Below are 26,459 nucleotides of genomic sequence, written 5' to 3' on the forward strand. Positions count from 1 at the left end.
AAGATATTTCTGAATATATTTTACATCACTCTTTAGCTTTTAAAAGTTTGTTAGGCGTTACAGATCCTTTAGCTGAAGCAATTTGGGCAAAATCATCAAACTCTTCAGCTCTATTTGCAACATAGATTTCATAATTTCTAGGTCCCTGCAGATTCAGACGAATTCTATCACTACCTATCTCTTCTACATCAAGGGTCCATTTTTCTTTGTGACACTGAAACTCAAATGAAACTTTTCTTCCATCAGCCTTAGGATGACCAAATGTATATTTTCCATGAGATAAATCATAAACAGACTTCAAAACCTTAAGATTGTCATCTGCTACTTTAACCATTCCATCATTACCCTCTGCAGTACATGATGTTGATTCATTGCAGATTACAAATAAATCAACATTAAAATTCGAAAGTCTTTTTGCCTCTAAACAAAAATAAACGCACAATGCAACTGTAGTTATCAGTATAAAAAAGAATGCAAAAAATAACTTTCTATATCCCTTTTTCTCTTTTTCATCAGCCATAGTCTTTTCTCCTGTAAAATAAGGTGTTTTTTGTTATACTGTGTGATATGCATAAACACTACAAACTATAGTACATCAACGCGTTAAAAAGTGCAATATTTTCTTGCAATTTATTTATAAAAACCTTTTTTTATATTATGTTCATACAATTTCACATTTGCCTTTACAGGGGCAGAAGGAAATGGCTCATATCCTGTCTGATCTCCATTTGCCGGATAATAAAAATTGTATCCATCTATTTCATATTCATTTAATTCATATACTGCATAGTCCTGCTGTTTTACAAAATTCTCCGGTTTTATAAATTTTATTTCCATCATTCCTATTGCTGCAATTTTATAACAAAGAAATACTACTATAGCCACGCACGCTGCTTTCGACAATTTCTTATTGAGCTTTGGCAAATAAATAAGCAAATTAAAGACTTTTCCTATTACTAATGCACATGGAAGATATATAAATACAATTCCATACCTTACAAGCGGCGCACTGAAAAACCAGAATACCAGAGATGCAACGCACACAAAAAGGATAAACAAAAAGTCTTTTCCTGATACTGTCTGATGTCTTGATAAAAGGATAACTTTCTCCATTTTTTCAACTTTTTTCTCAATTGTAGTCTCTATTTTATTGACCAAAAGCTTCTTTTTCTTATTAATTCTTAGATAAATAATAACAAAAATAAGTACTCCTACTACTCCAACAACATCTAATATCAGCATTATCCTGTTGAAATTTCCCAGTGTATTCCACCATATAGGAAACCACTTAGAGACTGAAAGATTGTATTTGGCAACGTCGGTGTATCCTCTTCCATATACTGCAATTTCGTGGGCATCATAAACTGCCACCTCTTTTGGAATTTTCCATGATACGTTGAAAAAATCAAGCAAAGTCGAAGGATATACAAGCCATCCAGATATTATCACATTTCTTATAAGATACGGAATGGTACATACTAATCCCATAAAAAAATAACTCAAAAGCTGGAGCAGTTTTTTATCTTTTTTTTGATGGCAAATCCTTACAATCGGCCTAATTGCCAGTAAAACAAAAGGCGCAATGGAGAGTTTTAGCGTTGCTCCATAGACTGCAAGTATTGCAAGATTAGCATACGGATATACACCTTTTTCATGAGTTCTATCAAGTTCTAACCATTGAATAACAAGATACAAAACAAGCGTCATGGCAAAATAATCCGATGCAGGACTAACCATTTCATCTAGTAGTGTAAAGATATAATAGATAGCGACAAGCCTTATAAAATCGGGAACTGTCGGATATCCTCTAACAAAAACCTTTTTCAAATCCAGACATTTCCATGCAAGAAGCATGACAAAATATCCTGCCAGAGTATGAAGCGAATAGCCTTTTAAAAGCCAGCTAAAACTATACAATGCGCATAAAGGATATACTGCACTGTTATATGCAAGTCTTTGATTGAAATTACCAAGTCCCTTAACTGCTCCATAACTTTCATTCCAATGAATAGCCTGAGCATGATATAGTCCTGTATCATAATGTTCAATCCCATGCGATGTAAAATATGCCATTAGCAAAAAGATACCACCATATAGAAGTACAGTCTTAAAAGAAATCCCTGCCATTAGGCGCTTACCTTTTTTCTTTAAATGCATAATAGCTTCTATAGAAATAATTCCTGACAACAATGTCAGTTCTATTACAGCAAAGAATCCAACTTTTCCAAATATACTCCATATCTCAGAATATATTGTAACTGCGACCATACCTGTTAACAGGTAGCTTTCTCTAAATCTAATTACATATGGCTTAGTACGAAGCTTCTGCTTCGATGAGCTTTTTCTCTTTTCTTTTTCTTTTCTTGCACGAAAAAGACCGATATTCTTTCGCTGCGGTATTACATTATGCAGCAAAGTTATACCGGTCAACATTCGTTGAATTCCATATCCAATCGCATAGGTTGTAAACATGATAAAAAGCCAATTAATAGCAACTATAATCATAGTTCACCCCTTTGAATACTGTTTTTGTGCTACCAAAGGTAGTACTATCAATAATCCTTTTGCACTTCTATGATTAAAACCATAGATTTACTATCTGGATACTATTAAACCTGATAGTAGACTAATCCTACAATAACTCCAAGGATAGCTCCCATTAACACCTGAAGCGGTGTGTGTCCAACAAACTCTTTCAATTTTTCTTCTCCTGGTACGTCTTTACCGATTTCCTCGAAAAGCTCTGCCATACTCTTGATGACTTTTGCCTGTTTTCCAGTCTCTCGACGTACTCCCATTGCATCGTGCATGGTAATAAGTGCCAAAACTCCAGCTATTGCAAACTCAAATCCAGCCGCCCCGTAAGTAAGTCCTACTATTGTTACCAGTGACATTACTGTAGCTGAATGTGAACTTGGCATCCCTCCGTCTCCAAGAAGACGCTCATAATTAAACTCTTTGTTAATTGCAACATACAAAATGGTTTTAATTATCTGAGAACAAATCCAAGCCCAAAAAGGAGCCATGATGATGTTATTACCAAACATCTCTTTGAAAAATTGACCCAAGGTTTCCTCTTTTCTATTTAATTAAAAACAATAATGAAAGCTTATTGACTTAATCACTGTTCATGTTATTGTTTGTATTTTACTATAAAACAGCTTTATTTACTTCATTTTTCTAATATACTCGTCAATTGCGTCATGCCAATCAGCAAACTTATAATCGCTTGTAAGTCTAAGCATGTAATTGTCAAGAATAGAATATGCAGGACGTGGTGCGCTTTGCGGATTCATTTCTTTATATTGTGCTGTTGTTACATGATTGACTTTTGTGCTCTTTCCAGCAAGTCTGAAAATCTCATCTGTGAACTCAGCCCAACTGCAATCGCCTTCACAGGTTCCGTGGAAGAGTCCATAATTATCAGATGGAAGAAGGAAATGAATAGCCTTTGCAAGTTCTGTTGTACTTGTTGGTGAACCAACCTGGTCATTTACAACTGATACTTCATCATGATTTTCCGAAAGTTTAAGCATAGTCTTTACGAAGTTCTTGCCATCGCCATAGAGCCATGCTGTTCTTATTGTAAAGAAATGCTTTGCAAACTGCTCTACAAATTTCTCTCCTGCAAGTTTGGTTGTACCATACGCGCTTACAGGTCCAGTCTTGTCAAACTCAGTATAAGGTCTTGTTCCGTTTCCCTCGAATACATAATCTGTTGAGATATGGACAAGTTTTGCATCTACTTCCGTTGAAGCTATTGCAAGGTTACGAGGTCCGATTGCATTGATTTTGTAAGAAAGATCTCGGTCTTTTTCCTGAGCATCAACTGCTGTATAAGCGGCACAGTTGATAATAGCATATGGCTTAACTTCTCTTGCAAGTTCAAGTACACTATCAACATTTGTAATATCTAAGCTTCTGATTCCTTCGCCTTCTACAACATCTGTATTTACAAGTTCATATTCGGATCCAAGTTCGATATTAATCTGTCTTCCGAGCTGTCCATTGCTGCCTGTGACAATTATCTTTTTCATGATAACCTAATTCCTTCCATTTATCTTATTCGCCAAGTCCTGACTCTACCGCTTCTACCATACCTTTCAAAGCTTCCTGTTCATCAGTTCCTGTACATGTAAATATTATCTCATCTCCACACTTAACACTTGCACCTAGTACACTCAATACGCTTTTTGCATTAGCAACATTATCTCTTACCTGAAAAGTTATAAGAGACTTATAACGCATAGCCACTTTACATAGGATACCAGCTGGGCGTATGTGTAACCCTGTTGGATTAGAAATGACTACTTTCTGACTTACCATTTCGAAAAAACTCCTTACTTTTACTTAATTAACCTGTACCACTCTTTTCTGTACTAGCCGATGATGATGCGCTGCTATCTGAAGTTGATGCGGATGATGATGCACCTTCAGGCGACTTTACTGTTACCTGAACACTTACTATTCCAGAAATTGTAACACCCTTTGGCGGTGTAAACTTCAAACGTACTGTGTATGTTCCATCTTCAAGTTTCTTATTATGAGACAAAACATCCTTTATAGTTGAAAGATCTGCAACAGCATTCAAATCATTAGGTGAAACATTAGAAAGTTTGTCTGCAAGTCCTTTCAATGCCACATTGTAACTTGGAGAATTGGTTCCATTTCCAAGTACAACTGTGTAGTTTTCAGGCACATTGTCAAAGCTGATGTTACTAGCATCAATGGTTACATTCTTGATGGATATAGGTTCAATCTTAGCTACTACACTACACATTCCACTAAAATCGTTATCACCAAGTGTAACGCCATTTGGCAGATATTTGGCAACATCAACGGTTGTCTGCAAATCAGATACTTGTCCTGTGACATCAAGTGCATCTGTTATGGTGATACTACTTATTCCAGCTAAAACTGAACTTTTACCAGCTATCATAATAGTTTTAGGATCACATTCAATAGTTCCTGTGAGCATGTATCCATCTGCAGGCTGCCCTGAAGTAACAAACGATACGGGTACTGTCTTGGTCGCAGATATTACCACATTAACCCTTACAGAAGACATACTCATATCTATAGTATCATCTTTAACTACTATTCCATCTGAATCATATAACTTTATTCCAACATCGGTTCCGATATTGGATGTAAATCCTGTTATATCTACTTCTACAGAAGCTGTCTTTATTCTACTAATAACTGACTCAGGGCCACTAATTCTAAGCTGATTCTGGTCAAGAGTCTCACTACTTACAACATACCCATCTGTAAGAGTTCCTGTAGTTTTTGCTTCAAGATTTAAAGTTTTCTGCACTTTCTTTTCAATCTGAAGCTTTAATTCAGTACTGCTTTTATTAACAATATCAATGTCATTTGTTGCCTTCTTGACACCGATTTCAAGCGGAATTGTTCCATTATTCGTAAGATTCTTGAAATCAGCAATTGCATAGACATTATCTTTGGTCACTGTCTCAGCAACTGATCTTGGAGCAGCAATTGTTATGGAGCTGACTATATCAGTTCCATCAAGTACTCTGTAGGTATTACCAGCATCTGTTACAATATCAGTATTTTTCATCATTACCTGAACATTATAAAAACGCTGTGATTTCATAGGGTCATTTATGTTTGTAACCAAATACCATAAAATCATTGCAAACAGAAGAGACCCTAACTTTAATCCCCAATTGGACGTTAGCTTTTTTAGAATCTTCATCCTGTCTTCACCTTGCCTCTCCAAAACGGTCTGTGCTTTTGCTCTTCTTCCGACTTATTCTGAAGCTTGCTCAAGATTTCTTTGAGTCTTTCAGAATCAACACCTCTTTCAAGCTCACCTCCGTAGGCTACAGAAATTTTTCCTGTTTCTTCTGACACGATAACAGTTAATGAATCTGTTGCTTCAGAAACACCAACTCCTGCACGGTGTCTTGTTCCAAGCTCTTTTCCGATTGCCATATTATCTGACAAAGGGAGATAACAAGTCGCTGAAGTAATACGATTACCGCGCACAATCACCGCTCCGTCATGGAGCGGTGTGTTATGCTCGAAAATATTTATAAGAAGCTGTCTAGTGACAATTCCATCAATATCAATACCAGTTTGTTCATACTCAGCAAGTGAATTATCCTGCTCGATTACTATAAGTGCACCGGTTCTGACTTTCGCCATCTCCACGCAGGCTCTTGTAATCTCATCAACAGTCTTATCAGAAAATCTCTCTTCTCCATCTTTTAAGTCGAACAGAAAAAATCCTGATAAAAAATTCTTCCTTCCCAGCTGCTCCAAAGCTCTTCTTAGCTCCGGTTGCAGAACTACTACTATTGCTATCGCTGCAACATTAAATACATTCCGTACTATCCACAAAATGGTATTCATGTTGAATACTTCTGCAATAATCACAAAAACAATTATTATAATAACGCCTCTCATTAAAGACCATATTCTAGTCTTTTTGGCCCAGACAAGCATCTGATATACCATAAATGCAATTATCAGAATTTCGATATAATCTGAGCCTTTCATTATAGGCATATGTAAATTCGTATAATTTATCTCAAAGAGTGACTGTATCGTCTGCACAATTATATGTCCTTATCTTTGAATCGTTCTCTGTCTAGACGAGCTAACTGATGCCTTATCTCTAACAGGTGTTCGTCTAACGACATGGTCAGCGTGTGTCTGTGTATTTGTTACATTTGTTGTATTTGCACTCTTAGACTGAGTTGTTCTAATAGTCTTTTTTATCTGCTTTTGAATTTCCGGACTGTTCTCTGTCTTATGTGCACGATTTATCTGCTTAACCTTACGGTCTGGCGCAGGAACAGAAACTTTCGGAACGGCTTTTACATAGTAGTAATAGTCGTCATCTTCAAACTGAACATTTTCTGTTCTCTTATAATCAAGATTAAAGGAAAAGAATTGGATAATCTCCGCAATACATGCTGCTAATACCGAACCAAATATTACTCCCAGTATTGAAACTCCGGTTCCGTAAATAACATCCCCCAAAAGAATGCTGATCATCATAAACACAGTTCCTACAACAATAGCTATATCCCATGAATGATCAATTGATAATCTTCGAATACAGTAGACAATTATTGTAACAAGTGCGAATACGATAATTGTTACGAACATCGCCTTATTCTGGAATACACCTTCTATTATAGACTGAACTCTGCTGGCTGCATCTGCCGGTTCTACCGAAACTCCTGTATCTCTAAATGTCGCTGCATTAGTAGCAATAAAATCGAGATAGAAATTCGTTACTATTCCAAATGAAACAGAAACGGCTGCTGCCGGTGTATTCAAAAGTCCAAATGCGATTGGAATCACATACGGAATATGCAAGCAGAAGCAAATAGGTGTCAGAATAAGTGCTATTGTATCTCTTGGTGAAAAGCGATAGTACAAAAGGAACATTATCAAAAATAACACAAGTCCTATCGCTGCTGTTTCCATTGAAAGTGCCATTAAATGTGTAAGTGTAAACAGCGCTGAAATGATAACAATGAAATTTGCCGGCAATATCGCACACAGGAGAGCACACATTAAGACAATTAACGGACTTCCAAGTGCTTCCTGATATCCAAGTTTTGAATTAATCATGCTAAGAGCTATGATTGCAAGTAAGAATTTCCAAGCCAATGTGATGTAGAATTCATACTTAATATAAAAGTTTTTAAGATTTTGTTTTAATTCAAGTAGAGTTGCCATAATAGTGTTCAATCCTTTTCATACATTTTTCTAAGTTTCTTCAAATCGTTATAGTACTGCTTCATCTTATCACGCATTTTTGCATATCTAAAAGAAAAGTAAATATAGGAAATCACACAATATCCGATTAAAAAAATCAGATAAATGGTAAATATCTGCCTGCCAAAATCTTCAAGTGACGCTCCATAGAAATTATCTATAAGACTCGTGAAATTCGTCATAGCATATACTGCAAACAGCACCACAAATACGATTGTGGCGCTGATCGCTGATTTTACAACTTCAAATCCAACATAATCACTTCTAAAATACTGATTTATCTTCTGTTCTTTTTTGCCTTCACGCGCAGCAAAAGCTGCCATTCTAGTCATAAGAATGACTTTCTCTTCATTAACCATACATTACCCTATATCGCTCTGGATTAAAGGAAACGCATACCTCCTTTTTCATCCTTTTGCGGCATTTGAATTTTAACTGTTTCTTTTTTCTGAAATGCGTCTGTAAGGTTATCCGCCATTTTATCCTTACAATTATTGCAGTAACGACCTGTTTGAATAGGTGCACCACACTTCTCACAATTCAACTGAATCGGAGAATCTTTTGTAAACATCAGACGTTCTTCACGAATCCATTCTTTAATCTGATTGAGCTTAACATTATTTTCCTCAGCTATCTGATTAAGAGAAGCTTTAGGATTGTCCTGAATATAAGCCTTTACTCGCTGAAAATCCTCTTCCTTAGCTTTCTTACAGGCGTCACAGATAGGTGGGCCTTGTACATAATTGAACATCTTACCACACTTGGCACAGTTACGTAAATTCATGAGAACCTCCTTGTAAGTACTAAAAGTACGAATTACTACATAAAAAAACGCTGTCTGTAGTTACATGCCCTGTCCTATCGCAAGAGACAAAGCAAAAATATGTGATGCTCCGGCTTTCCGAAGTTGCAATGCAACATTATCCATCGTACTCCCCGTCGTATAGATATCGTCAATTATTATAATTTTCTTTAATTTTACAACATTTGTTCCGATATTAAAAGCTTTTTTCAAATTATTACGTCTTTCAAATTCAGAAAGTTCTTTCATTGGAACAGTGTTAATTGTTCTGTAAACGATATCTTCTTTTACAGGAATGTTCATTCTGCGTCCTATTGCATGAGCAAGAACTTCAGCCTGATTGTAACCTCTTTTGATTTTTTTGGAAGGAAACATTGGTACAGGAACAAGATAATCTATATCTAAATTCCTTATATAGTCACCTAAATTCACCTCAATGTCTTTGGCAAAAAAATCTGCATATTCCTGCCTTCCCTGATACTTAAATCTGTAGATTGCATCTTGAGCACTCCGATATTTGTAAAGTGCAAAGCCCTTGTCAAAATAATGCTTTATCCTCTGGCATGTTACACAATACTGCTCTTTATCATCATCTATAGGTTTACCGCATTTAAAGCATACACTCTGCATATTGGCATACTCAATTTTTTCAAGACACCAGTCATGAACCATACTTCCATATTTGGTTACATCATCACAAAACGGACATCTTCGCGGAAAGAACAAAGAAATGATTTTATCTTTTCGTTCAAAACGTTCCTGCACATTATTTTTCGGCAGAATATTAATAATATTTGATATTTGATTGTAATTTCTATATTCCATTTATAACCTTGAATAAGTCTTAAAATTATATTTAACTTACGTAATCAGTGCTTATAACTACAGCTGCATTTGCGCCCTAGAAATCTCAAAGGCATGATCTATCTGCTCTCTAAGTCCTGTAAATCTGCTTAACTGCTGCTCATTGTTTATCATTTCTGCAATTGTATCTTTGCTGCCAAGGACTGTTACGCAGTTTTTAGCCCTTGTCACTGCTGTATAAAGAAGATTTCTATTCATCAGCATCTTAGGTCCTCCCAAAAGAGGCATCACAATAGCGGGATACTCGGACCCCTGAGATTTGTGAATGGTAATAGCATAGGCAAGTTCCAAATCATCAAGCTGATTAAATGAATATGTAACTCTTCTTTTCTCGTCAAACTCAACAGTTAGTTGCTGAGTCGTCGGTGTTATGCTGACTACTCGTCCCATATCTCCGTTAAAAACTCCGGTTCCTGAATCTATTGCAATATTGTACTTTCCTAAAATCTCCCATTCCATCTGATAATTGTTATGTATCTGCATAACCTTATCGCCCACTCTAAAAAGCTTGTCACCATGCAAATATTCTGTCTTGGAATCATCGGCAGGATTCAAATATTTTTGCAGTACTCCATTCAACGTCTCGCAACCTAGCGCTCCCTTTCTCATAGGTGTTAAAACCTGAATATCCATCTTGTCAGCATCTACATATTTAGGTAGTTTGTCTCTTATTAAAAGAACCATATGCTTGTAAATTACCTGATAGTCACTTCTTTCGAGAAAAAAGAAATCCTTACTCTTGTAAGTAAGCGGCAGCATTTTACCTTCATTTATCCTGTGAGCATTCATGACAATATCGCTTTCCTCTGCCTGTCTGAAAATCTTCCTTAACACAATCGTAGGAAACTGTCCACAGGAAATAAGATCCTGAAGCACCTGCCCCGGTCCTACCGAAGGAAGCTGACTTGAATCTCCAACGAGAATAAGATGCATTCCCGGAACAAGAGCCTTTAGAAGTGAATGAAACAAATTTATATCTACCATAGACATCTCATCTATGATCACAACATCTGCCTCTAATGGATTATCTTGATTTCTGGAGAACTTCACAGTCTGTTTGACATTATCATCATCATCTGATACTCCGCCAGATATTTCCAGTAATCTATGAATCGTCCTTGCCTCATATCCTGTTGCCTCTGTCATTCTCTTTGCAGCTCTTCCCGTAGGTGCTGCAAGCTGAATATCAAGACCTTCTTCTTCGAAATAATTTATTATTGTATTGATAGTAGTAGTCTTACCTGTTCCTGGGCCTCCTGTTACTATCAGTATTCCATTTCTAACGCTTTCAAGAACTGCTTTTCGCTGAAGGTCATCTAATTTAATATTCTTACTCTTCTCTAAAAATTTTATCTTTTCAAGCTGCTTTTGTTCTGCTTTGGAGTTTTCCTCAATATCAAGATGAACATTCAAATCTACAAGTCTAGATGCACATGCCCTTTCTATATTATAGAAATAAGAAGAGTACACCTTGGTACTGTCGACTATTTTTATCTTATGGTCCATCTGAAGATTTTCCAGCTGCATAGATACTATTTCTTTGGATACCCCAAGAAGCTTTTCGGTATTACCAAGTAACAGTTCCATTGGAAGATATGTATTTCCCTCAGATGCACCTTCCTGAAGTGCGAACATAATTCCGCTTCTTACCCGGAAATCTGAGTCGACTTCTATACCGATTCTTCCTGCTATTTCATCTGCAGTTTTAAAACCGATTCCAGTAATATCTTCAGCAAGTTTGTAGGGATTTTCTTTTAATACCTGATAAATTCCTTCTCCGTAAGTATTAAAAATTTTAACCGAAAGGTTATTTGAAATACCATATTTTTGCAAAAAAACCATTACATCACGCATCTGACGTTTCTCAACCATCTGATTGGCAATGTCCATGGCCTTGTTTTGGCTTATACCCTTTATTTCTGCAAGTCTTTCAGGTTCTATTTCTATGATTCTGAAAGTATCTGCGCCAAATTTTTTGACAATTCTAGCAGCAAGAGAAGCACCAACTCCTTTAATGGCTCCGCTTCCAAGGTAACGTTCCATGGCTTTAGCATCTTCCGGCTCTACTATCTGATAATGGCGAACTCTTATCTGATCTCCATACATAGGATGCTGGACTAACTCTCCTTCAATCTCCAGTGTATCTCCCACATCCGCATCGCGAAATGTGCCTACGCAGGTTATTTCATCTTCGTCAGATACAATATTTGCAACTCCATAACCGTTTTCTTCATTTTTATATATAAAATGTTCAATATATCCTCTAATTTTTTCCATGATTATAATTTTAACGTTATATTAAACGCGTTGCAACCTAAAAAGGATTAATTGCGCTTTAATGCAATCAATCCTTTTTTAACAGTATTATTTCAAAAACTGTTACTAAGCTTCCTTTGCAGGGCCGGCCTTTTTTTCTGTTACTTCTTCAATTTCACCGATTCCATAGGTGCGTTTCATATTTTCGTACAGCATTTTAGCAAGTCCTGTGCTCTGCGTATTGGTGGTAGTAGACGCTATATCCTGCAGAGTCTGATTCTTGAAATAATCTACAAGGCTATTAGAAGTAGCATCCATAGAAAGAGCACTTCCAATACTGTCTTCATTTCTATCTGAAAACGTAGTAACGCTTTCTTCCATAGATTTAAAAACCTGTTCTAGAAAATATGCTTCAAACTGTTTACACGCATCCCATAATTCATCTTTAGTAGAATTTTTAGATGTTTTGCTGATTGTTTTCTTAACTTCATCGGCAAAATGATTTTCTTTTGTATAAGCACCATATGCAGATGAACTAACTCCGCTAAGACTACTATAATCTGCCATATACACCTCTTTCTAAGCCGATTTCCTTAATACTAACGTTTCAGCTGATTTGCTGTCTGCATCATAGAGTCTGTTGTTGTAATTGCAGTCGAATTCATTTCATATGCACGCTGAGCTACTATGAGATTAACCATTTCTGTTGCTACGTTAACATTTGAACCTTCAAGGTATCCCTGACGGATGATACTCTTTTTTAGATTAGCCGCATTGGCTTCATTCATAGGTTCTCCGCTAGCACCTGTCTGAACCCAGCTGGAATTTCCAACTCTTTCAAGTCCGTTAGGATTCTGGAATTGCCATAATCCAATCTTAAATCCTACTTCCTGTGGAACTCCATTTGCATCTGGATAGTAGATTGTTCCATCCTGCCCAACTGTAAGCTTGTTGGAAACATAATCACCTGCAAGTGTTATAGGAGCGTTTGTTGATGAAAGAATAGGATTACCATCAGATGTTGTCAGCATTATCTGTCCGGCTCCTTCACCTATTGCCCATACAAAATCACCATTTCTTGTATAAACAGGTTTTCCATCTGCGTCATTGTAAGCAAAAAAGCCATCACCGGAAATAGCAAATGCCGAGTCACTTGCATTATCAAGAAGTGATCCTTGTGAAAAGTACTGCTCAAGCGCAGCTGTTCTTACACCAAGTCCTACCTGAGAAGATGTAGGCTTTGGGTTTCCATTCGCAGTAGTCGTTGCAGATTTTAAATTCTGATAAAGCAGTGATTTAAACTGCGCACCCTGTGCTTTAAAACCTGTAGAATTGACGTTTGCAAGGTTATTAGCTATCGTATCAACGTTTGTCTGTTGCGCGTTCATGCCTGTTGCGGCAGACCATAAGCTTCTTACCATAAAAACCTCCTTAGCTATGCTCCGTCTACTAACTATCTATCGGCTGTTTACTCATAAAAGTTTATTGTTTAAATATAATACGTTCTGATGATTATCCTAAATCTCAGCAAGAAGTCATAGTTTTCCAACCTGAGTAACAGCGATTTCAAGTGTATTATCGCAAGTCTGAATCATAGTAGAGGCAGCCTCGTAATGTCTTTGAATGTTTATGATATTAACCATTTGGTCTACAACAGATACATTTGATTGCTCTAAAAATCCCTGATTTATTCTTCCTGTTGCTTCAATCTGGGTATTTCCATCTACTGCTCTATATAAGTTTTCTCCATATTTTGAGAGATAGTTATAATCTTCAAAATCATAAAGACCAATCTTTCCTACGACCTGATTGTCCTGAATAATCTCACCTTTAACATTTATCTGGGCATCCTTGGTAGGGTCAACTGTTATGTGTGCTCCACCTGCGTTTAGCACAAAATCTCCATCATGTGTTACGAGATTGCCCTTGGCATCGACAGTAAAATTACCGTCTCTTGTGTACATTATCTCAGTTTCAGTATCTTCTTTTGCTACATTTATATTTTTATTGGTATATTCTATGGCGAAAAAGCCTTTTCCAGAAATTGCCAAGTCCCACGTATTCTCTGTGGTCTTCATAGGTCCTTCTTCCCAATTGGTATAATCTTCACCAGTCTTGACTCCGGGAACAATTTTTCCTACTCTCTTAGCGTATGTACCAGGTTCTGTTACATCTTTAATCTTGAGTGCCAGCTGGTCTTTGAATGTCTGCTGACTTGAACCCTCACTTTTAAAACCTGTCGTATTAGAATTTGCTAAATTATTAGTCGCAACATCCATTCGATGCTGCTCATTAACCATAGCAGTCCATGCAGTATAAAGACCCTTTACCATACATGCCTCCTTGTTGTATTGGTTTACTTTGGGAAGATTGCATTGTAAAGAGCCTTTAAGCTTTTATTTATGCATCACGTGCATCATTAATTGCTTCTACATATCTACCTGTACCGATTGCTACAGCTGTCATTGGATCTTCTGCAGTCATTGTATTGATACCTGTCTTGGATGCAATAAGATCCTCGAGTCCGCGAAGAAGGCTACCGCCACCAGTAAGAACGATACCACGATCTGCAATATCTGCTGCAAGTTCTGGCGGAGTTTTCTCTAATACACTGTGAATAGCTTCTACAATCTGGGTAGTAGGCTCTCTAAGTGCCTCTTCAGTTTCCTCTGAACTAACCTTTACTGTCTTAGGAAGACCTGTAACAAGGTTACGTCCACGCACGTCCATATAATCAGCCTCAGGGCGCGGATAAGCGCTTCCGATGCGAATTTTAATATCTTCTGCGGTTCTAAGACCGATAAGAAGATTGTGCTTCTTTCTCATATAGCGAACGATTGCTTCATCGAAGTCATCACCAGCAACTTTAACGGATGTGCTGACAACTGTTCCACCAAGTGAAATAACTGCTATATCACTTGTACCACCACCTATATCAACAATCATGTTACCGCAAGGCTTAATAATATCAATACCTGCACCGATTGCTGCTGCAAGTGGCTCTTCGATAATCTTAACATCCTTGGCACCTGCACACTTTGCTGCATCTTCTACAGCTCTTCTCTCAACTTCAGTTACTCCGGAAGGTACACATACTGCCATAAGGAGCTTAAAATGAGGTCTGTGTCCTAATGCCTTGCGGATGAAATACTTCATCATCGCTTCTGTAATTTCGTAGTCGCTGATAACACCCTGACGAAGCGGACGTGCAGCAACAATATTGCCAGGTGTACGACCAAGCATCTGTCTTGCATCTTCACCATATGCAACTATTCTCTCTGTATCTCTGTCATAAGCAACTACTGAGGGCTCTTTTAATACAACGCCCTTTCCTCTGATATAAACAAGTATACTTGCTGTTCCCAAATCAATTCCAATATCTGTGTAAGCCATGAAATCTGCTCCCTTTCAATTACTGACGACTATTTATATAAAAATGTTCTAAAATACCTGTGTAAACTACTAAAAACATAAATTAACAAGCAGATTCGTATACTGACAAAAAATATGAGCATATCCTTCCACTTTATTAATCACAGATATTATAAACTAATCCGTCCGATTTGAAAACAGATTCCTTCCTGAAAAAAAAATAAAATTAAAAGTATTATTGTTCTGTCATTGAAAAAACAGCGTAAAAATACTTATTCAGATAGTTTATCGGACAATATTTTGATTTACAAAAGTGGTTTTAAATTTTTTCCTGTATTCAGCTTTGTTAACAAATGTATTAAACCATATACCTTAAACAAAAATGCGGTGGCTAACTCACGATTAAAGTCACGTGAATAGGCCGCCGCATTTTTTAATTATTCGATATATTTTCAGTAACTTTTAAACTGCTTCTGGCATCTTTTCTATTTTTTCTTCATCTTCGCTGAATTTCACCTTGGCTATTCCCATAAATGCAAAGATTACTATGCAAATCGAGGAAGATATGATAAACAATGTTGTTACTGGTATAAATTTAGCCATCAGGCTAACAAGACCTGATGTTAACGGTGTTGCTGCACTAGAAGTAGCATTAAGGATAGAGGCAGCTCTTGCCAGATATTCATTCTCCACACTATTCATAAACTGTATTGTAAATATTTGTGAAATAACACTTATCGCTATTCCCATAATAAGCGCACATACTATATTTAATGAATATGCTGCAATTACATTTCCATGCGTATATATTCCTAAGGTATATAATCCGTAAATTATTCCTAATGCTATTCCAAAGAACACAATCAATGGTCTTTCTTTAAATTTGCCCATAAGCTTTGGAGTTATTAAAGAACCTAGAGCCGTTCCTATAATAAGTGCTATTCCCATCACACTTAAAAACTCACTTCCCTGTCCGAATATTTCAACCGCCATAGGAGATTGAAGTGCATTTAATGGTACAAGAGTCGCATTTGCCAGCATAGCCAATATACAGCAGTTAAGTATTACTTTTTTTGCGGCAACATATTTAAAACCTTCTTTTAGAGTCTTGAAGTAAGTCTGGACGCCAGAACCATTCTTTTTGCTTACATCTTCGATAGTTTCTTTTACCTTGATACTAATCTTGAATAACCCTGATATAAAGAATGTAGCTGCATCTACAAACATGGCAGCTTCAATTCCACCTACTCCTATAATGATTCCAGCGCTTGCCATTCCTACAAGCTGCATGATATTAGAAACTGTTGAATTTAATGAAAGTCCATAACTATAGTACTTTTTCTCTAATATCAACGGAACAAATGCAGATCCTGCTGGCATTCCAAATGCTTCTACAGATGAAATCATAAGTGTCATAGCAGCTAGTACCCACGGACTAACGCTTCCATTAGCCTTATATAGACAAGCTACTGCTACAATAATAAAACCTCTGATCAAATCAGCAGCAACCATTATTTTCTTCTTATTCATTCGCTCAACCAATGCTCCTGCAAATGGCTGAAGTAGCACTGTCGGAAGCTGATTAAGTGCATAAATAATAGCACTCCATGATGCGCTTCCTGTCACCATGTATACTAACCAGGTAAATGCTATAGCATCAACAGAGTCACCGAATCGATTTACAATACTTGATGCAATAAGCTTCCTATATTCTTTTAGCTTAAGAATATCTCTATACTTCACTTTGTCCATATCTCTACACCCTCCACAACTAGTACATTAATGATTTTTTCTAATTATTATTATTTATTTTTATACTTATATTTGTGATATCCAAAAGCGGAAAATTATTTGTTTCCATTTGCTTTAAAATAAAGCATATATTGGAGTTTCGTAGACGAAAACGCTTTAATATTCAAAAAATAAAACCTTAGCATATCACTATTAGTCCATTCTGATACCCCCAAAGCAAAAAATGCAGTTTTTATCCGCTTTTTTATTGCTTCAACGTATCAAAGAAATTATAATTAATGTAACATATGCGGAGGAGACTGGCAGACTATGGGAGTATATGATATTTCAAAAATAATCAAAAATGCACGTAATAGTGCAGGATTAACTCAAGAGGAAATGGCAGAAGGTATCTGTTCAGTAGTTGCACTAAGTAACATCGAAAACGGCAAATGCGGAATTAGCCCATCAACATTCTCTCTATTAATGGACAAGGCAGGAATCACCAAAGAAGCTTACCCTTTTTTCGAAAACATTGATGATTTTAAAACTTTTCTAAGTATAAATCATGCAAGATTCTATATAGAACATTGGAAAAGTGATTCGGCGTATTCTGCTCTCAAAGAAATAAAGAATAAGAATTTCAACAAAAACAAATTCTATTATCAGGAGTTTCTGATATTAGAAGTATTACATCAGTTAAGAACTTGCAGTAAAAGATATGACGAATTATTAGAAAAACTCAATTTCGCTATAGGAATAACACATTCCGAAATTGATTTCACTGATATTAGAAAACAATTTCTTTCATCACTCGATTTAGAATGCCTTTTGCTAATTGCTTATATTTATCATCTTCAGGGAAAATCTGAAGAAAGTATTATCTTGTGCTCGCAAGTAAAAGTCAAATTAGATCATATGCATATTACTGGAAAAAAGCTTATGAAAGTTCAAATTCTCTACCTTTTCGTCTATAGTGCATATCTTATTGGACAAAATGATTATGATGCTGCGTTTGAGTATTCTAGAAAAGGACGTGAAATAGCAATAGAGAATAATCTCCATTCCTATTTGGTAGAACTTACTCTTATTTACGGAATTTCGATGTATATGAAGCAAGATGGTGACAAAGAAATGGCACTTCAGTACATTGGTTCATCTGTTTACAGCGCAGATGCACTAGGTTCAGCATTAACATCAAGACTAATTGATAAAATCAAAGACTATGATATACAGCATTCTTTTGAACTGTCGTCTTTAAAGCCAAAGGTTTATGAGCTTTTTGAAATGGAGGATATTTCTGACTTTGGAGATGGTTCATTCGACATTTTGGGGAAAGATGTTTTATCTATAGGTAAACTTATCTCTACACTTAGAAAAGAACAGAAGATTTCTCAACAGACTATATGCCAGGGACTATGCAGTAAATCCAAACTTTCAAAAATAGAGAGTGGGACTCAAGATGGAGATATTCTCCTTCTATGTGCTATTCTGAACCGTTTAGGTTATTCAGAATCAGAATTTGACTTTTATGGGAGTAAAGATGAAGAAAGATATTTTAAAATCATATCGTATCTAAATTCTACCACCGATTATGACAGCAATAAATACTTGCACTATCTTGAAGAATTGAAACATTTAGGAGAAACACATCCGCTTATGATGCAGGAATACTATTTGCATTATTCGTCTACCAAAAATAATATAGATGATCGGTTGCACATTCTGAATAAAGCGTTAGCTATAACTCTTCCTGATTTTAATATTTCCAGGCTATTAAACTATCGCCTCTCTGCAGCTGAAATATCTTTAATTGTGAGTATAACTTATGAATTAACGAACAAGTCTCACTGTGATGAAGCCTTCCAATACTTTTCACAGATGGAAAACTATGTAAAAGAAAACAGCCTCGACATTCTCTTTTCTTTTCGTTTCTATCCGATAATCAAATCTATTTTTATTCGTTACAAATATACGGAGAAAATGTTTGGAATGTTATCACAAGAAGTTGCAAACAAAGCTAATATCTCCTTATGTAGCTTCTCAATTGCTAGTCTATCGACAATATACTATCATTATTCTATGTATTATAAGAATAATGCTGAGTGTAATAGTTCAGGCACTATCCTAAAACAATATTCATGCTATGCTAAGGCTTTAACTCTAATAAATGATAACTTGCACAATTATAAAATTGTAAAAGAAAGTTTATAAAAATAAAAAACAGGGAGAATAACAACGTTGTTTCTCCCTGTCAAAATATTTTATATAAAAATTATGCCACATTTTCAATCACTAAATATTTGATATTAAAAATCTACTACTATCCCTCTTTGATATTTCTCCACCCATTGTCTTCATTCACCACTGCTACATTTTCAAATGTAGCTACAGTTACTGTCACTGATGAAACAATTAATGCTCCTGCTATAACCCCTGCCAATACTCTCTTTACTAATTTCATGATACGTTAGCCTCTCTTTCTGTAAAATCCCCTATTTTTTGAATGATAATTTTTTTGGAAAAGAACTATTCTCATGTTTTATTGTGAACTACCCATCACCTAAAGGTAATGGGCTTCTAAGAGCCTAATGACTCCATTTAAGAAGTTTGATATTTAAGTCTCCACCTAACAAGTTAGGCAATCCTTATTCTTACAGGCGTGTCCACTTCGCCTCTACCGTATAGGATACTGAGATCCACAACGCTACTTTTACGCATTATATTTAATGCTCCGTTAACATCGGCATTAAAACTAAAGCCACTGGCAGTTTTATACATTCCACGATGTATCCTGTTACCACTGAACTGATATTCTTTTGGGTTATCATCATTGTAAACAGGGATATCATCTTTATCCCAGAATGATGCCTTTGATGTATAGCTTTCTTCCTGTTCAACATATGTAATGCCATTAAGCTCACAGAGATATGACAGTTTATCCCTCAGTATTCCATAAGGGATGTTAACAAAATTCTGATTGTTCTGTTTGCCTATATGAGAACTCCGTTGAAATGTAACATTATATCCAGCTACAAGAGTCCCGATATCATTGTTAATGCAGTAGTCTATGACCTTACGTGCAGCTTTGCTCATATAATCATTTACTTTATTGTTACGGTCACGGGCAATGGTTTTCTGACGGTTTGTAGTCTTTCTGCCAAAATGCTGCTTATCCTTGATAGACTGCAGGCGGGCATTTTCCTTGTTAAACCATTGGTTAATGGACTTGAGCCTTCTTCCGTCGATTATGAACGATCTGCCATTACTTGATACGGCGGTTACGAGATTATTTATACCAAGATCGAGTGCCAGTGCATTGTTTTTGTTGAGATTTCTCTGAACGCACTCAGCTTCGTAAGTGTACTGGATTTCAAAGAACCTGGCATGTGCTTTTGGTATAATCCGTATCTCTTTAACCTTTTTATCAAGCAGGATAGGCGGTATTGTGATCTCAACAGGCTTGTGGGACTTCTTAAAGCTGTTGGAAAACGGAAGTATCAGCTTATTTCCATCAAGTCTTACAAATCCGATAACAAGTGTAGTATATCCGTCTTTTGGAAGATAATGCGGCAGTTTGCAATCCTTAAAAGCATACTTACCCTGTTTTGCAAGTTTAAGTAGGCCAAAGAATGACTTGAAACTGCCATCTACTTCTTTGAGGATCTGCTGTGCCATATTTGAATTTAAGGTCTTATAATTTGAGCTGTTCTTTAACAGGACATAGTTTTTCTCATACTTTAAGAATTTACCTTCAGCAAAGTAATACTGACGAACATTATATATAGCTTCATTAGCAAGATTTTTAGCTGAACGGCACAATTCCTTTATTGAGCGGTAGTCATCTTTTGACAGATGTTTTACCTGCTGTTTTACAGTAAGATACATACAGTTTTCTCCTTTCATAAGACTCAGATCACTCATGTATGTATATTATATCATACATTTTACTAAAATATGTATTTTTAAGTAAAATGCACACATCTATTAGTGACGCCATTCATCCCACGACCTAAAGGTCATGGGTTTTCTGGCTGAATAATTATAAAAATCATACTTTATATTATCAACTTTTTCTATACCCAGTAATGGAAAAACGACAATTTCCGTTTTCTTTAAGCATAGGATCACAAATGGTTGTATAGATTTTTTAATATTTTCCCATGTAGGACTTCGTTATTAACTTAGCTTATTTCGTATCACTCTATCAAATACATCTTTTTGCATTTCACACATATCATCAGGTGAAACTCCTACATCGCATGTTTTCAAGCTATTATCATGTATGCATCTATGGCAATAGGTATTAAGATAGCAATCCTTACATTTTCCATTTATAACTTTATTCTGATTATACATTTCATCAGATTTTTTGATTACACTTGATTTTAATACATCAAGTGTATCCTTTACATTTCCAAATCTGTAATTTTCATCACCTAGAAATGCCTGGCAAGGGTAGATATCACCTTTAGTAGATACAGCTGTTTTTCCAAATCCAGAAGCACAGAATTGATATTTTATATTCTTTTCAGCTAGCCTTAGCAGAACAGATTGTACAAATGATGTTGTGCTATACAGCTTTGGTTCACCTTTCAACTGCTCTATTGACTCTCCAAAACAGGATAAATCTTTTATATCCAACTTCTCATCGCATGAAGATACCGGATTAAATATCATAGGTATATTTCCAAATATTTTCCTTACTTCTTTTACTAAATCTGCCGGAGATATTCCTTTTTGGCGATGCATTTCGGTATAAGTAACTTCTATTCCCGAAGGCTCACTACTATACTTTTTCAAATATCTGAAATTTTTTAATACTGTTTCAAAAGATGGTTTTCCACCAACCATTGGGCGAAGAGTATCCTGCATAGATTGCATATCTACGCTGAACGTAACCTTAAAATCATATTCATTTATAATATCTAACAGTTCTTTGCTAGCATATGTTCCATTAGAAACCATACCCAATATAGTTTCCTTATTATTAGCTCTAACATATGCGCAGGCAGCCTTAATCACATTTAGATTAAGCGTTGGTTCCCCGCCAAAAAAATTAATTAAATCAATTTTGGGATATATCTTATACATTTTTTCGAGAGTTTCTATAACTGTCTCTTCATCCATAAACTCTCTCTTCATGTTATAGCATCCACCATTGCCATAACAATACAAGCATCGCATATTACAATCGTTACTAACATGTATTATTAATTCTCCCAAGTGCTTCTTATCTCTTAATGGCAATTCATGTGTTATGCCTTCTCCAAGCATTTTTCTATAGTTATAATATTCTTCATGAGAAACCAAAAAGCCGTCTTCTTTTATTTTTTCAAGAGATTCATTAGAAATGATCTTATCTAGCAGCATTAATGTAGCACTATTTCCTTTTATAAGTTTCATTGTGTCAGGAAAATATACCCCATATCTTCCTTCACCAATATCAATACTATGATATCTCATATAGCTTCCGCCTTTCTTTATCGCACATCAAAAAAGAAGCGACAAGAAAAACTTGCTACTTCTTTTTTGTGAGCAAACTAATATTTAATTAAATTTTAGAAACTAACCTGTCCAAATAATATAGGTCTACATTCGTTTTCTTCCTCTTTTACAACATCCACATCCTCATTCTGTATTGCCACTGTCTTAATTGTTTCCATTTCTTCTTTTTTCAGTTCTTCTTTTTTCATTTAATTACCCTTCCTCTCTTAGATTATATGATTTATTTTCAGTAACTTTTTATACTGTTTCTGGTACCTTTTCAATTTTTTCTTCACACTCACTAAACTTCACCTTGCCTATTCCCATAAATGCAAAGATGATTATGCAAATCGATGAAGAAATGATAAACAATGTTGTTACTGGTATAAATTTAGCCATCAAGCTAACAAGACCTGATGTTAACGGTGTTGCTGCACTAGAAGTAGCATTAAGAATAGAGGCAGCTCTTGCCAGATATTCATTCTCCACACTATTCATAAACTGTATTGTAAATATCTGTGAAATAACACTAATAGATATTCCCATAATAAGCGCACATACTATATTTAATGAATATGCTGCAATTACATTTCCACGTGTATATATTCCCATGGTATATAATCCGTAAATTACTCCCAATGCTATTCCGAAGAACACAATCAGTGGTCTTTCTTTAAATTTTCCCATAAGCTTTGGTGTTATTATCGAACCTAGTGCCGTTCCTATAATAAGTGCTATTCCCATCACACTTAAAAATTCACTTCCCTGTCCGAATATTTCAACCGCCATAGGAGATTGAAGTGCATTTAATGGTACAAGAGTCGCATTTGCAAGCATAGCCAATATACAACAGTTAAGTACTACTTTTTTGGCGGCAACATATTTAAAACCTTCTTTTAGAGTCTTGAAATATGTCTGCATTCCAGAACCATTCTTTTTGCTTACATCTTTTATAGTTTCTTTTACCTTGATACTAATCTTGAATAAAGCTGATATAAAGAATGTAGCTGCATCTACAAACATGGCAGCTTCAATTCCACCTACTCCTATAATGATTCCGGCGCTTGCCATTCCTACAAGCTGCATGATATTAGAAACTGTTGAATTTAATGAAAGTCCATGACTATAGTACTTTTTCTCTAATACCAGCGGAACAAATGCTGATCCTGCCGGCATTCCAAATGCTTCTACTGATGAAATCATAAGTGTCATAGCAGCTAGTACCCACGGACTAACGCTTCCATTCGTCTTATATAGACAAGCTACTGCTACAATAATAAAACCTCTGATTAAATCAGCAGCAACCATTATTTTCTTCTTATTCATTCGCTCAACCAATGCTCCTGCAAAAGGCTGAAGCAGCACTGTCGGAAGCTGATTAAGTGCATAAATAACAGCACTCCATGATGCGCTTCCTGTCACCATGTATACTAACCAGGTAAATGCTATAGCATCCACAGAGTCACCGAATCGATTTACAATACTTGATGCAATAAGCTTTCTATATTCTTTTAGCTTAAGAATATCTCTATATTTCACTTTATCCATCTATCTTCTCCATTTCACGACTAGTACATTGAATCCTACGTACTAGCCGCGAATACACAAATCAATTGCTTATTTCAATATGTATCTTTATATGAATATTGTCCTCTTCTTCTTCTGCCAAATTGACTTTCCTGTCCTGAATTGCCTGTGCAAGCTCTTCTGATTCAATAATCAGCTTTCCATCCATGTACTTTGCGTTTGCATCTGATAAATCTACGTTTCTCATACTCTTCTCTCCTTTTTATGATCCTATTTCAATATGAATCTTTACATGAATATTGTCCTCTTCTTCTTCTGCCAAATTGACTTTCCTGTCCTGAATTGCCTGTGCAAGCTCTTCTGATTCAATAATCAGCTTTCCATCCATGTACTTTGCGTTTGCATCTGATAAATTCACGTTTTTCATAGTCCCTTCTCCTTTTTATTTATTAGTTAAAATTTCATTAATAGTTACCGATTTTTCAATATAGAGGAATAATATCCTCTATTTATGAACCAATTGTTCTATTATGCTTTGCATAATTTTGTGTCTAAAACTTAAATTGATTCTATTACTGGAAGAATATGATATTCTATCGGCTGCAGGTTATCTTCTTCTTCCTTCGCAGGACTAACCTTAAGATTCTCAACTTCAAGCTCATTTTCCTTGATAATTTGCTTTTCTTCCTTCATACATATACTCCCTTCTATTAATTTGTTATTGTACGTATTTCATATCCAATCCCTTTATTCTCTTCTTCACTTAATAGTGATACATCTGTACTCTGAATCTGTATTTCTTCAGATTTTATTGCCTTTTCCTGACTATCATTTACTTCCTTTGTCATTTTTTCTCCTTTCATTGCATCAACATATTTTTTATGCTTCATATGGAGCCATTACTGTAAACAAGCTATATGTCTGATCTGCGTCTTTATCTTCCAGCGCTTTATATTTATCAAACAGTTCATCTAATTCAGCAATAAATTTTTCCATATCTTCTTTTCTGGCATTCATAAAATATGATTTAATCTTGTTCGGTTTATCTTGATACTTTGCAGCACTGCAAATAGCATTTTTGGTCATAGTTGCAAACTGTTGTGCTGATAGCTTAATCTGCGTATTTCTTTTCTCTGTCAAATTGGTAATATGATTCATTATTTCAACATCGTCAGATGCTAATTTATAATGTTTTTCCACCTGTCCATTCCTAATACAAGGAACAGTTTCAGTCACCACCCCAGCTTTCAATAGTCGTTGCAGATACAACTGTGTTGAATATACTGCAATGCCTAACCTTTCGGCTATTTCATGACTTGTTTCAAGGTGATCCATCAGGCAAAAAAGAACATCCATCCCCAATCCACTCAGCAAATCATCACTCAGCTTAGCATCCTCACCTATCATACTCATCTCATAAATACAAGCTAAATCTGCCATTTGTCTCTCCTCAAATCGATACAGTATTCAATAGCAAATCATTGTCACATTCTCCGATAAGCGCTAACCCAAGATTTGCTTCCTGAATAATTTCATCTGCCACATGGTTTACAAGTTCCTTTGTAATACTTCTTATTCCTCTTATTTCATTCTCTATATAGAAATCACTTCCCATAATGTCACATCTTCCTATATTTCTAAGATGATCTGTAATATTATCTACTGATAGAAGCATTGTTGTTTCCATCATTTTCTTTTCTCTTTCTATTTCCTCATCTGTAAAGCCTTCTTTCTTGGCATGTAAAATTGTATCCATCATCACCTTGGCAACATCTACAGTCTTTTCTTTATCACAGACAGACATAAATCCAATTGTCCCATGATTTTTATACACACTATAAAATCCGCCAACATTGTATGCCAAGCCTCTCTTCATTCGTACTTCATCTACAATGCGTGATTTAAGTCCGCTTTGCCCAAGAATTCTCACCATCATCTCGATTGCCTGCCTCTGCATCATCGAGTAACCTCCAGTTCTAAATCCAATTGAAACAACAGAACTAGCTCCACTACCTTTATTCAAATAAACACCCGGTTCACTATCAACCAATTCAGGAACTTCACCGCAATGTTTATCTTTCCACGAATCAAAATCACTACCTATAAGCTCCAATGCTCTGCCATAATCTATATCTCCAACTATTACGACACTTGACCGTTCAGGAATATAATTCATATCTAAGATTTCATTTACCTGTTCCAGGGTAGCATTCTGTATATTGGAAATATTACCCATAATAATTCTTCCAATACCCATATTTCCCCATAATGCCTGACTGGTTCTTTCCTTGATTTGTTGAAAAGAGGAATAAAAACTTGTAGCTTCCTGAATAACTACTTTTTTTTCATTTTCAAACATATCTTTTGGAAACACTCTATTATTCATAGCAATGTTAGAAAGACACTTTACACATAAATCAAGAGTATTCGATAGACCAGTGAAATAGAAACAAGTATACTCTTTTGTTGTTGCTGCGTTATATACCACTCCGCTGTTCGTCGCCTCTTCGATAAGTCTTTGATATACTTCGTTTCCGGAAGTAACCGGATTAACAACCAAATGTTCTACAAGATGTGATAAACCACTGTTACTATCAGATTCATTCTTGCTTCCCTGTGCCACCCATAGTCCACATGCAATTGTCTTTGCTCCAGGAATCTT

Annotated in this window: 29 protein-coding genes; 1 reads left to right on the forward strand and 28 read right to left on the reverse strand. The window is 35.8% G+C overall.

Features of this window, described 5'->3' with window-relative positions:
* Positions 1-25: 25 nt before the first annotated feature.
* From G634_RS0109775 to G634_RS18735, 17 genes are all read right to left on the reverse strand, one after another.
* Positions 26-520 carry a hypothetical protein gene (locus tag G634_RS0109775; RefSeq protein ID WP_026505144.1) on the reverse strand — a complete coding sequence of 165 codons (495 nt, stop codon included), beginning with the start codon at positions 518-520 and terminating at the stop codon, positions 26-28.
* A 110-nt stretch (positions 521-630) separates the two neighbouring features.
* Positions 631-2,505, reverse strand: a complete 1,875-nt coding sequence (locus G634_RS0109780) for an LIC_10190 family membrane protein (protein WP_026505145.1) — start codon at positions 2,503-2,505, stop codon at positions 631-633.
* 104 nt (positions 2,506-2,609) lie between these two features.
* Positions 2,610-3,047: a divergent PAP2 family protein gene (locus G634_RS0109785; protein ID WP_026505146.1), complete on the reverse strand. Its 438-nt coding sequence runs from the start codon at positions 3,045-3,047 to the stop codon at positions 2,610-2,612.
* A gap of 120 nt (positions 3,048-3,167) precedes the next feature.
* The gene (rfbD, locus tag G634_RS0109790) at positions 3,168-4,037 is read right to left on the reverse strand and encodes a dTDP-4-dehydrorhamnose reductase (RefSeq protein WP_026505147.1); all 870 of its coding nucleotides are present in this window, start codon (positions 4,035-4,037) and stop codon (positions 3,168-3,170) included.
* A 25-nt stretch (positions 4,038-4,062) separates the two neighbouring features.
* Positions 4,063-4,326 carry an HPr family phosphocarrier protein gene (locus G634_RS0109795; protein WP_026505148.1) on the reverse strand — a complete coding sequence of 88 codons (264 nt, stop codon included), beginning with the start codon at positions 4,324-4,326 and terminating at the stop codon, positions 4,063-4,065.
* 28 nt (positions 4,327-4,354) lie between these two features.
* Complete coding sequence (locus G634_RS0109800; protein WP_026505149.1) at positions 4,355-5,719, reverse strand: CdaR family protein; 1,365 nt, start codon at positions 5,717-5,719, stop codon at positions 4,355-4,357.
* Positions 5,716-6,582, reverse strand: coding sequence for a diadenylate cyclase CdaA (gene cdaA, locus G634_RS0109805; protein WP_026505150.1), 867 nt, complete (start codon positions 6,580-6,582; stop codon positions 5,716-5,718). The genes G634_RS0109800 and cdaA overlap by 4 nt, the downstream gene beginning before the upstream one ends.
* Before the next feature lie 12 nt (positions 6,583-6,594).
* Positions 6,595-7,719: a hypothetical protein gene (locus G634_RS18725; protein WP_196805334.1), complete on the reverse strand. Its 1,125-nt coding sequence runs from the start codon at positions 7,717-7,719 to the stop codon at positions 6,595-6,597.
* A gap of 8 nt (positions 7,720-7,727) precedes the next feature.
* A complete protein-coding gene (locus tag G634_RS0109815; protein WP_026505151.1) occupies positions 7,728-8,117 on the reverse strand; it encodes a hypothetical protein in 390 nt (129 codons plus the stop codon).
* A 23-nt stretch (positions 8,118-8,140) separates the two neighbouring features.
* Positions 8,141-8,542: a flagellar protein gene (locus G634_RS0109820; RefSeq protein WP_026505152.1), complete on the reverse strand. Its 402-nt coding sequence runs from the start codon at positions 8,540-8,542 to the stop codon at positions 8,141-8,143.
* A 60-nt stretch (positions 8,543-8,602) separates the two neighbouring features.
* A complete protein-coding gene (locus G634_RS0109825; RefSeq protein WP_081676578.1) occupies positions 8,603-9,385 on the reverse strand; it encodes a ComF family protein in 783 nt (260 codons plus the stop codon).
* 57 nt (positions 9,386-9,442) lie between these two features.
* Positions 9,443-11,701 carry an SF1B family DNA helicase RecD2 gene (gene recD2 / locus G634_RS0109830; RefSeq protein WP_026505154.1) on the reverse strand — a complete coding sequence of 753 codons (2,259 nt, stop codon included), beginning with the start codon at positions 11,699-11,701 and terminating at the stop codon, positions 9,443-9,445.
* A gap of 105 nt (positions 11,702-11,806) precedes the next feature.
* Positions 11,807-12,247, reverse strand: coding sequence for a hypothetical protein (locus tag G634_RS20345; protein WP_051233811.1), 441 nt, complete (start codon positions 12,245-12,247; stop codon positions 11,807-11,809).
* Between the two features lie 32 nt (positions 12,248-12,279).
* On the reverse strand, positions 12,280-13,101 hold the full coding sequence (locus G634_RS0109840) for a flagellar hook-basal body protein (RefSeq protein WP_026505155.1): 822 nt from the start codon (positions 13,099-13,101) through the stop codon (positions 12,280-12,282).
* A gap of 114 nt (positions 13,102-13,215) precedes the next feature.
* On the reverse strand, positions 13,216-14,013 hold the full coding sequence (locus tag G634_RS0109845) for a flagellar hook-basal body protein (RefSeq protein ID WP_026505156.1): 798 nt from the start codon (positions 14,011-14,013) through the stop codon (positions 13,216-13,218).
* Positions 14,014-14,080: 67 nt separating this feature from the next.
* On the reverse strand, positions 14,081-15,073 hold the full coding sequence (locus G634_RS0109850; RefSeq protein WP_026505157.1) for a rod shape-determining protein: 993 nt from the start codon (positions 15,071-15,073) through the stop codon (positions 14,081-14,083).
* A gap of 441 nt (positions 15,074-15,514) precedes the next feature.
* On the reverse strand, positions 15,515-16,804 hold the full coding sequence (locus G634_RS18735) for an MFS transporter (RefSeq protein WP_051233812.1): 1,290 nt from the start codon (positions 16,802-16,804) through the stop codon (positions 15,515-15,517).
* A 309-nt stretch (positions 16,805-17,113) separates the two neighbouring features.
* Here G634_RS18735 and G634_RS0109860 point away from each other — a divergent pair, with 309 nt between their 5' ends.
* Positions 17,114-18,997, forward strand: coding sequence for a helix-turn-helix domain-containing protein (locus tag G634_RS0109860; protein WP_026505158.1), 1,884 nt, complete (start codon positions 17,114-17,116; stop codon positions 18,995-18,997).
* A gap of 109 nt (positions 18,998-19,106) precedes the next feature.
* Here G634_RS0109860 and G634_RS21180 read toward each other — a convergent pair whose 3' ends face one another.
* The 11 genes from G634_RS21180 to G634_RS0109915 form a co-directional block, all read right to left on the reverse strand.
* Complete coding sequence (locus G634_RS21180) at positions 19,107-19,247, reverse strand: hypothetical protein (RefSeq protein ID WP_155830552.1); 141 nt, start codon at positions 19,245-19,247, stop codon at positions 19,107-19,109.
* Positions 19,248-19,420: 173 nt separating this feature from the next.
* A complete protein-coding gene (locus tag G634_RS0109870) occupies positions 19,421-20,671 on the reverse strand; it encodes an RNA-guided endonuclease InsQ/TnpB family protein (RefSeq protein ID WP_026505159.1) in 1,251 nt (416 codons plus the stop codon).
* A gap of 291 nt (positions 20,672-20,962) precedes the next feature.
* The gene (locus G634_RS0109875) at positions 20,963-22,249 is read right to left on the reverse strand and encodes a radical SAM/SPASM domain-containing protein (RefSeq protein WP_026505160.1); all 1,287 of its coding nucleotides are present in this window, start codon (positions 22,247-22,249) and stop codon (positions 20,963-20,965) included.
* Positions 22,250-22,344: 95 nt separating this feature from the next.
* Complete coding sequence (locus G634_RS21780) at positions 22,345-22,479, reverse strand: hypothetical protein (protein ID WP_256379366.1); 135 nt, start codon at positions 22,477-22,479, stop codon at positions 22,345-22,347.
* 49 nt (positions 22,480-22,528) lie between these two features.
* A complete protein-coding gene (locus G634_RS18740; protein WP_051233813.1) occupies positions 22,529-23,818 on the reverse strand; it encodes an MFS transporter in 1,290 nt (429 codons plus the stop codon).
* 61 nt (positions 23,819-23,879) lie between these two features.
* Positions 23,880-24,044 carry a hypothetical protein gene (locus tag G634_RS21185; RefSeq protein WP_155830553.1) on the reverse strand — a complete coding sequence of 55 codons (165 nt, stop codon included), beginning with the start codon at positions 24,042-24,044 and terminating at the stop codon, positions 23,880-23,882.
* 15 nt (positions 24,045-24,059) lie between these two features.
* Positions 24,060-24,224: a hypothetical protein gene (locus G634_RS21190; protein WP_155830554.1), complete on the reverse strand. Its 165-nt coding sequence runs from the start codon at positions 24,222-24,224 to the stop codon at positions 24,060-24,062.
* 131 nt (positions 24,225-24,355) lie between these two features.
* Positions 24,356-24,490, reverse strand: coding sequence for a hypothetical protein (locus G634_RS21785; RefSeq protein WP_256379367.1), 135 nt, complete (start codon positions 24,488-24,490; stop codon positions 24,356-24,358).
* A gap of 17 nt (positions 24,491-24,507) precedes the next feature.
* A complete protein-coding gene (locus G634_RS0109905) occupies positions 24,508-24,645 on the reverse strand; it encodes a hypothetical protein (protein WP_155830555.1) in 138 nt (45 codons plus the stop codon).
* 31 nt (positions 24,646-24,676) lie between these two features.
* Positions 24,677-25,237: a hypothetical protein gene (locus G634_RS0109910; RefSeq protein WP_026505162.1), complete on the reverse strand. Its 561-nt coding sequence runs from the start codon at positions 25,235-25,237 to the stop codon at positions 24,677-24,679.
* 10 nt (positions 25,238-25,247) lie between these two features.
* Positions 25,248-26,459 (reverse strand): M16 family metallopeptidase (locus tag G634_RS0109915; protein WP_026505163.1); only part of this gene is annotated, 1,212 nt, incomplete at its 5' end.

The organism is Butyrivibrio sp. NC3005 (genome assembly GCF_000424545.1).
Taxonomy (GTDB): Bacteria; Bacillota; Clostridia; order Lachnospirales; family Lachnospiraceae; genus Butyrivibrio.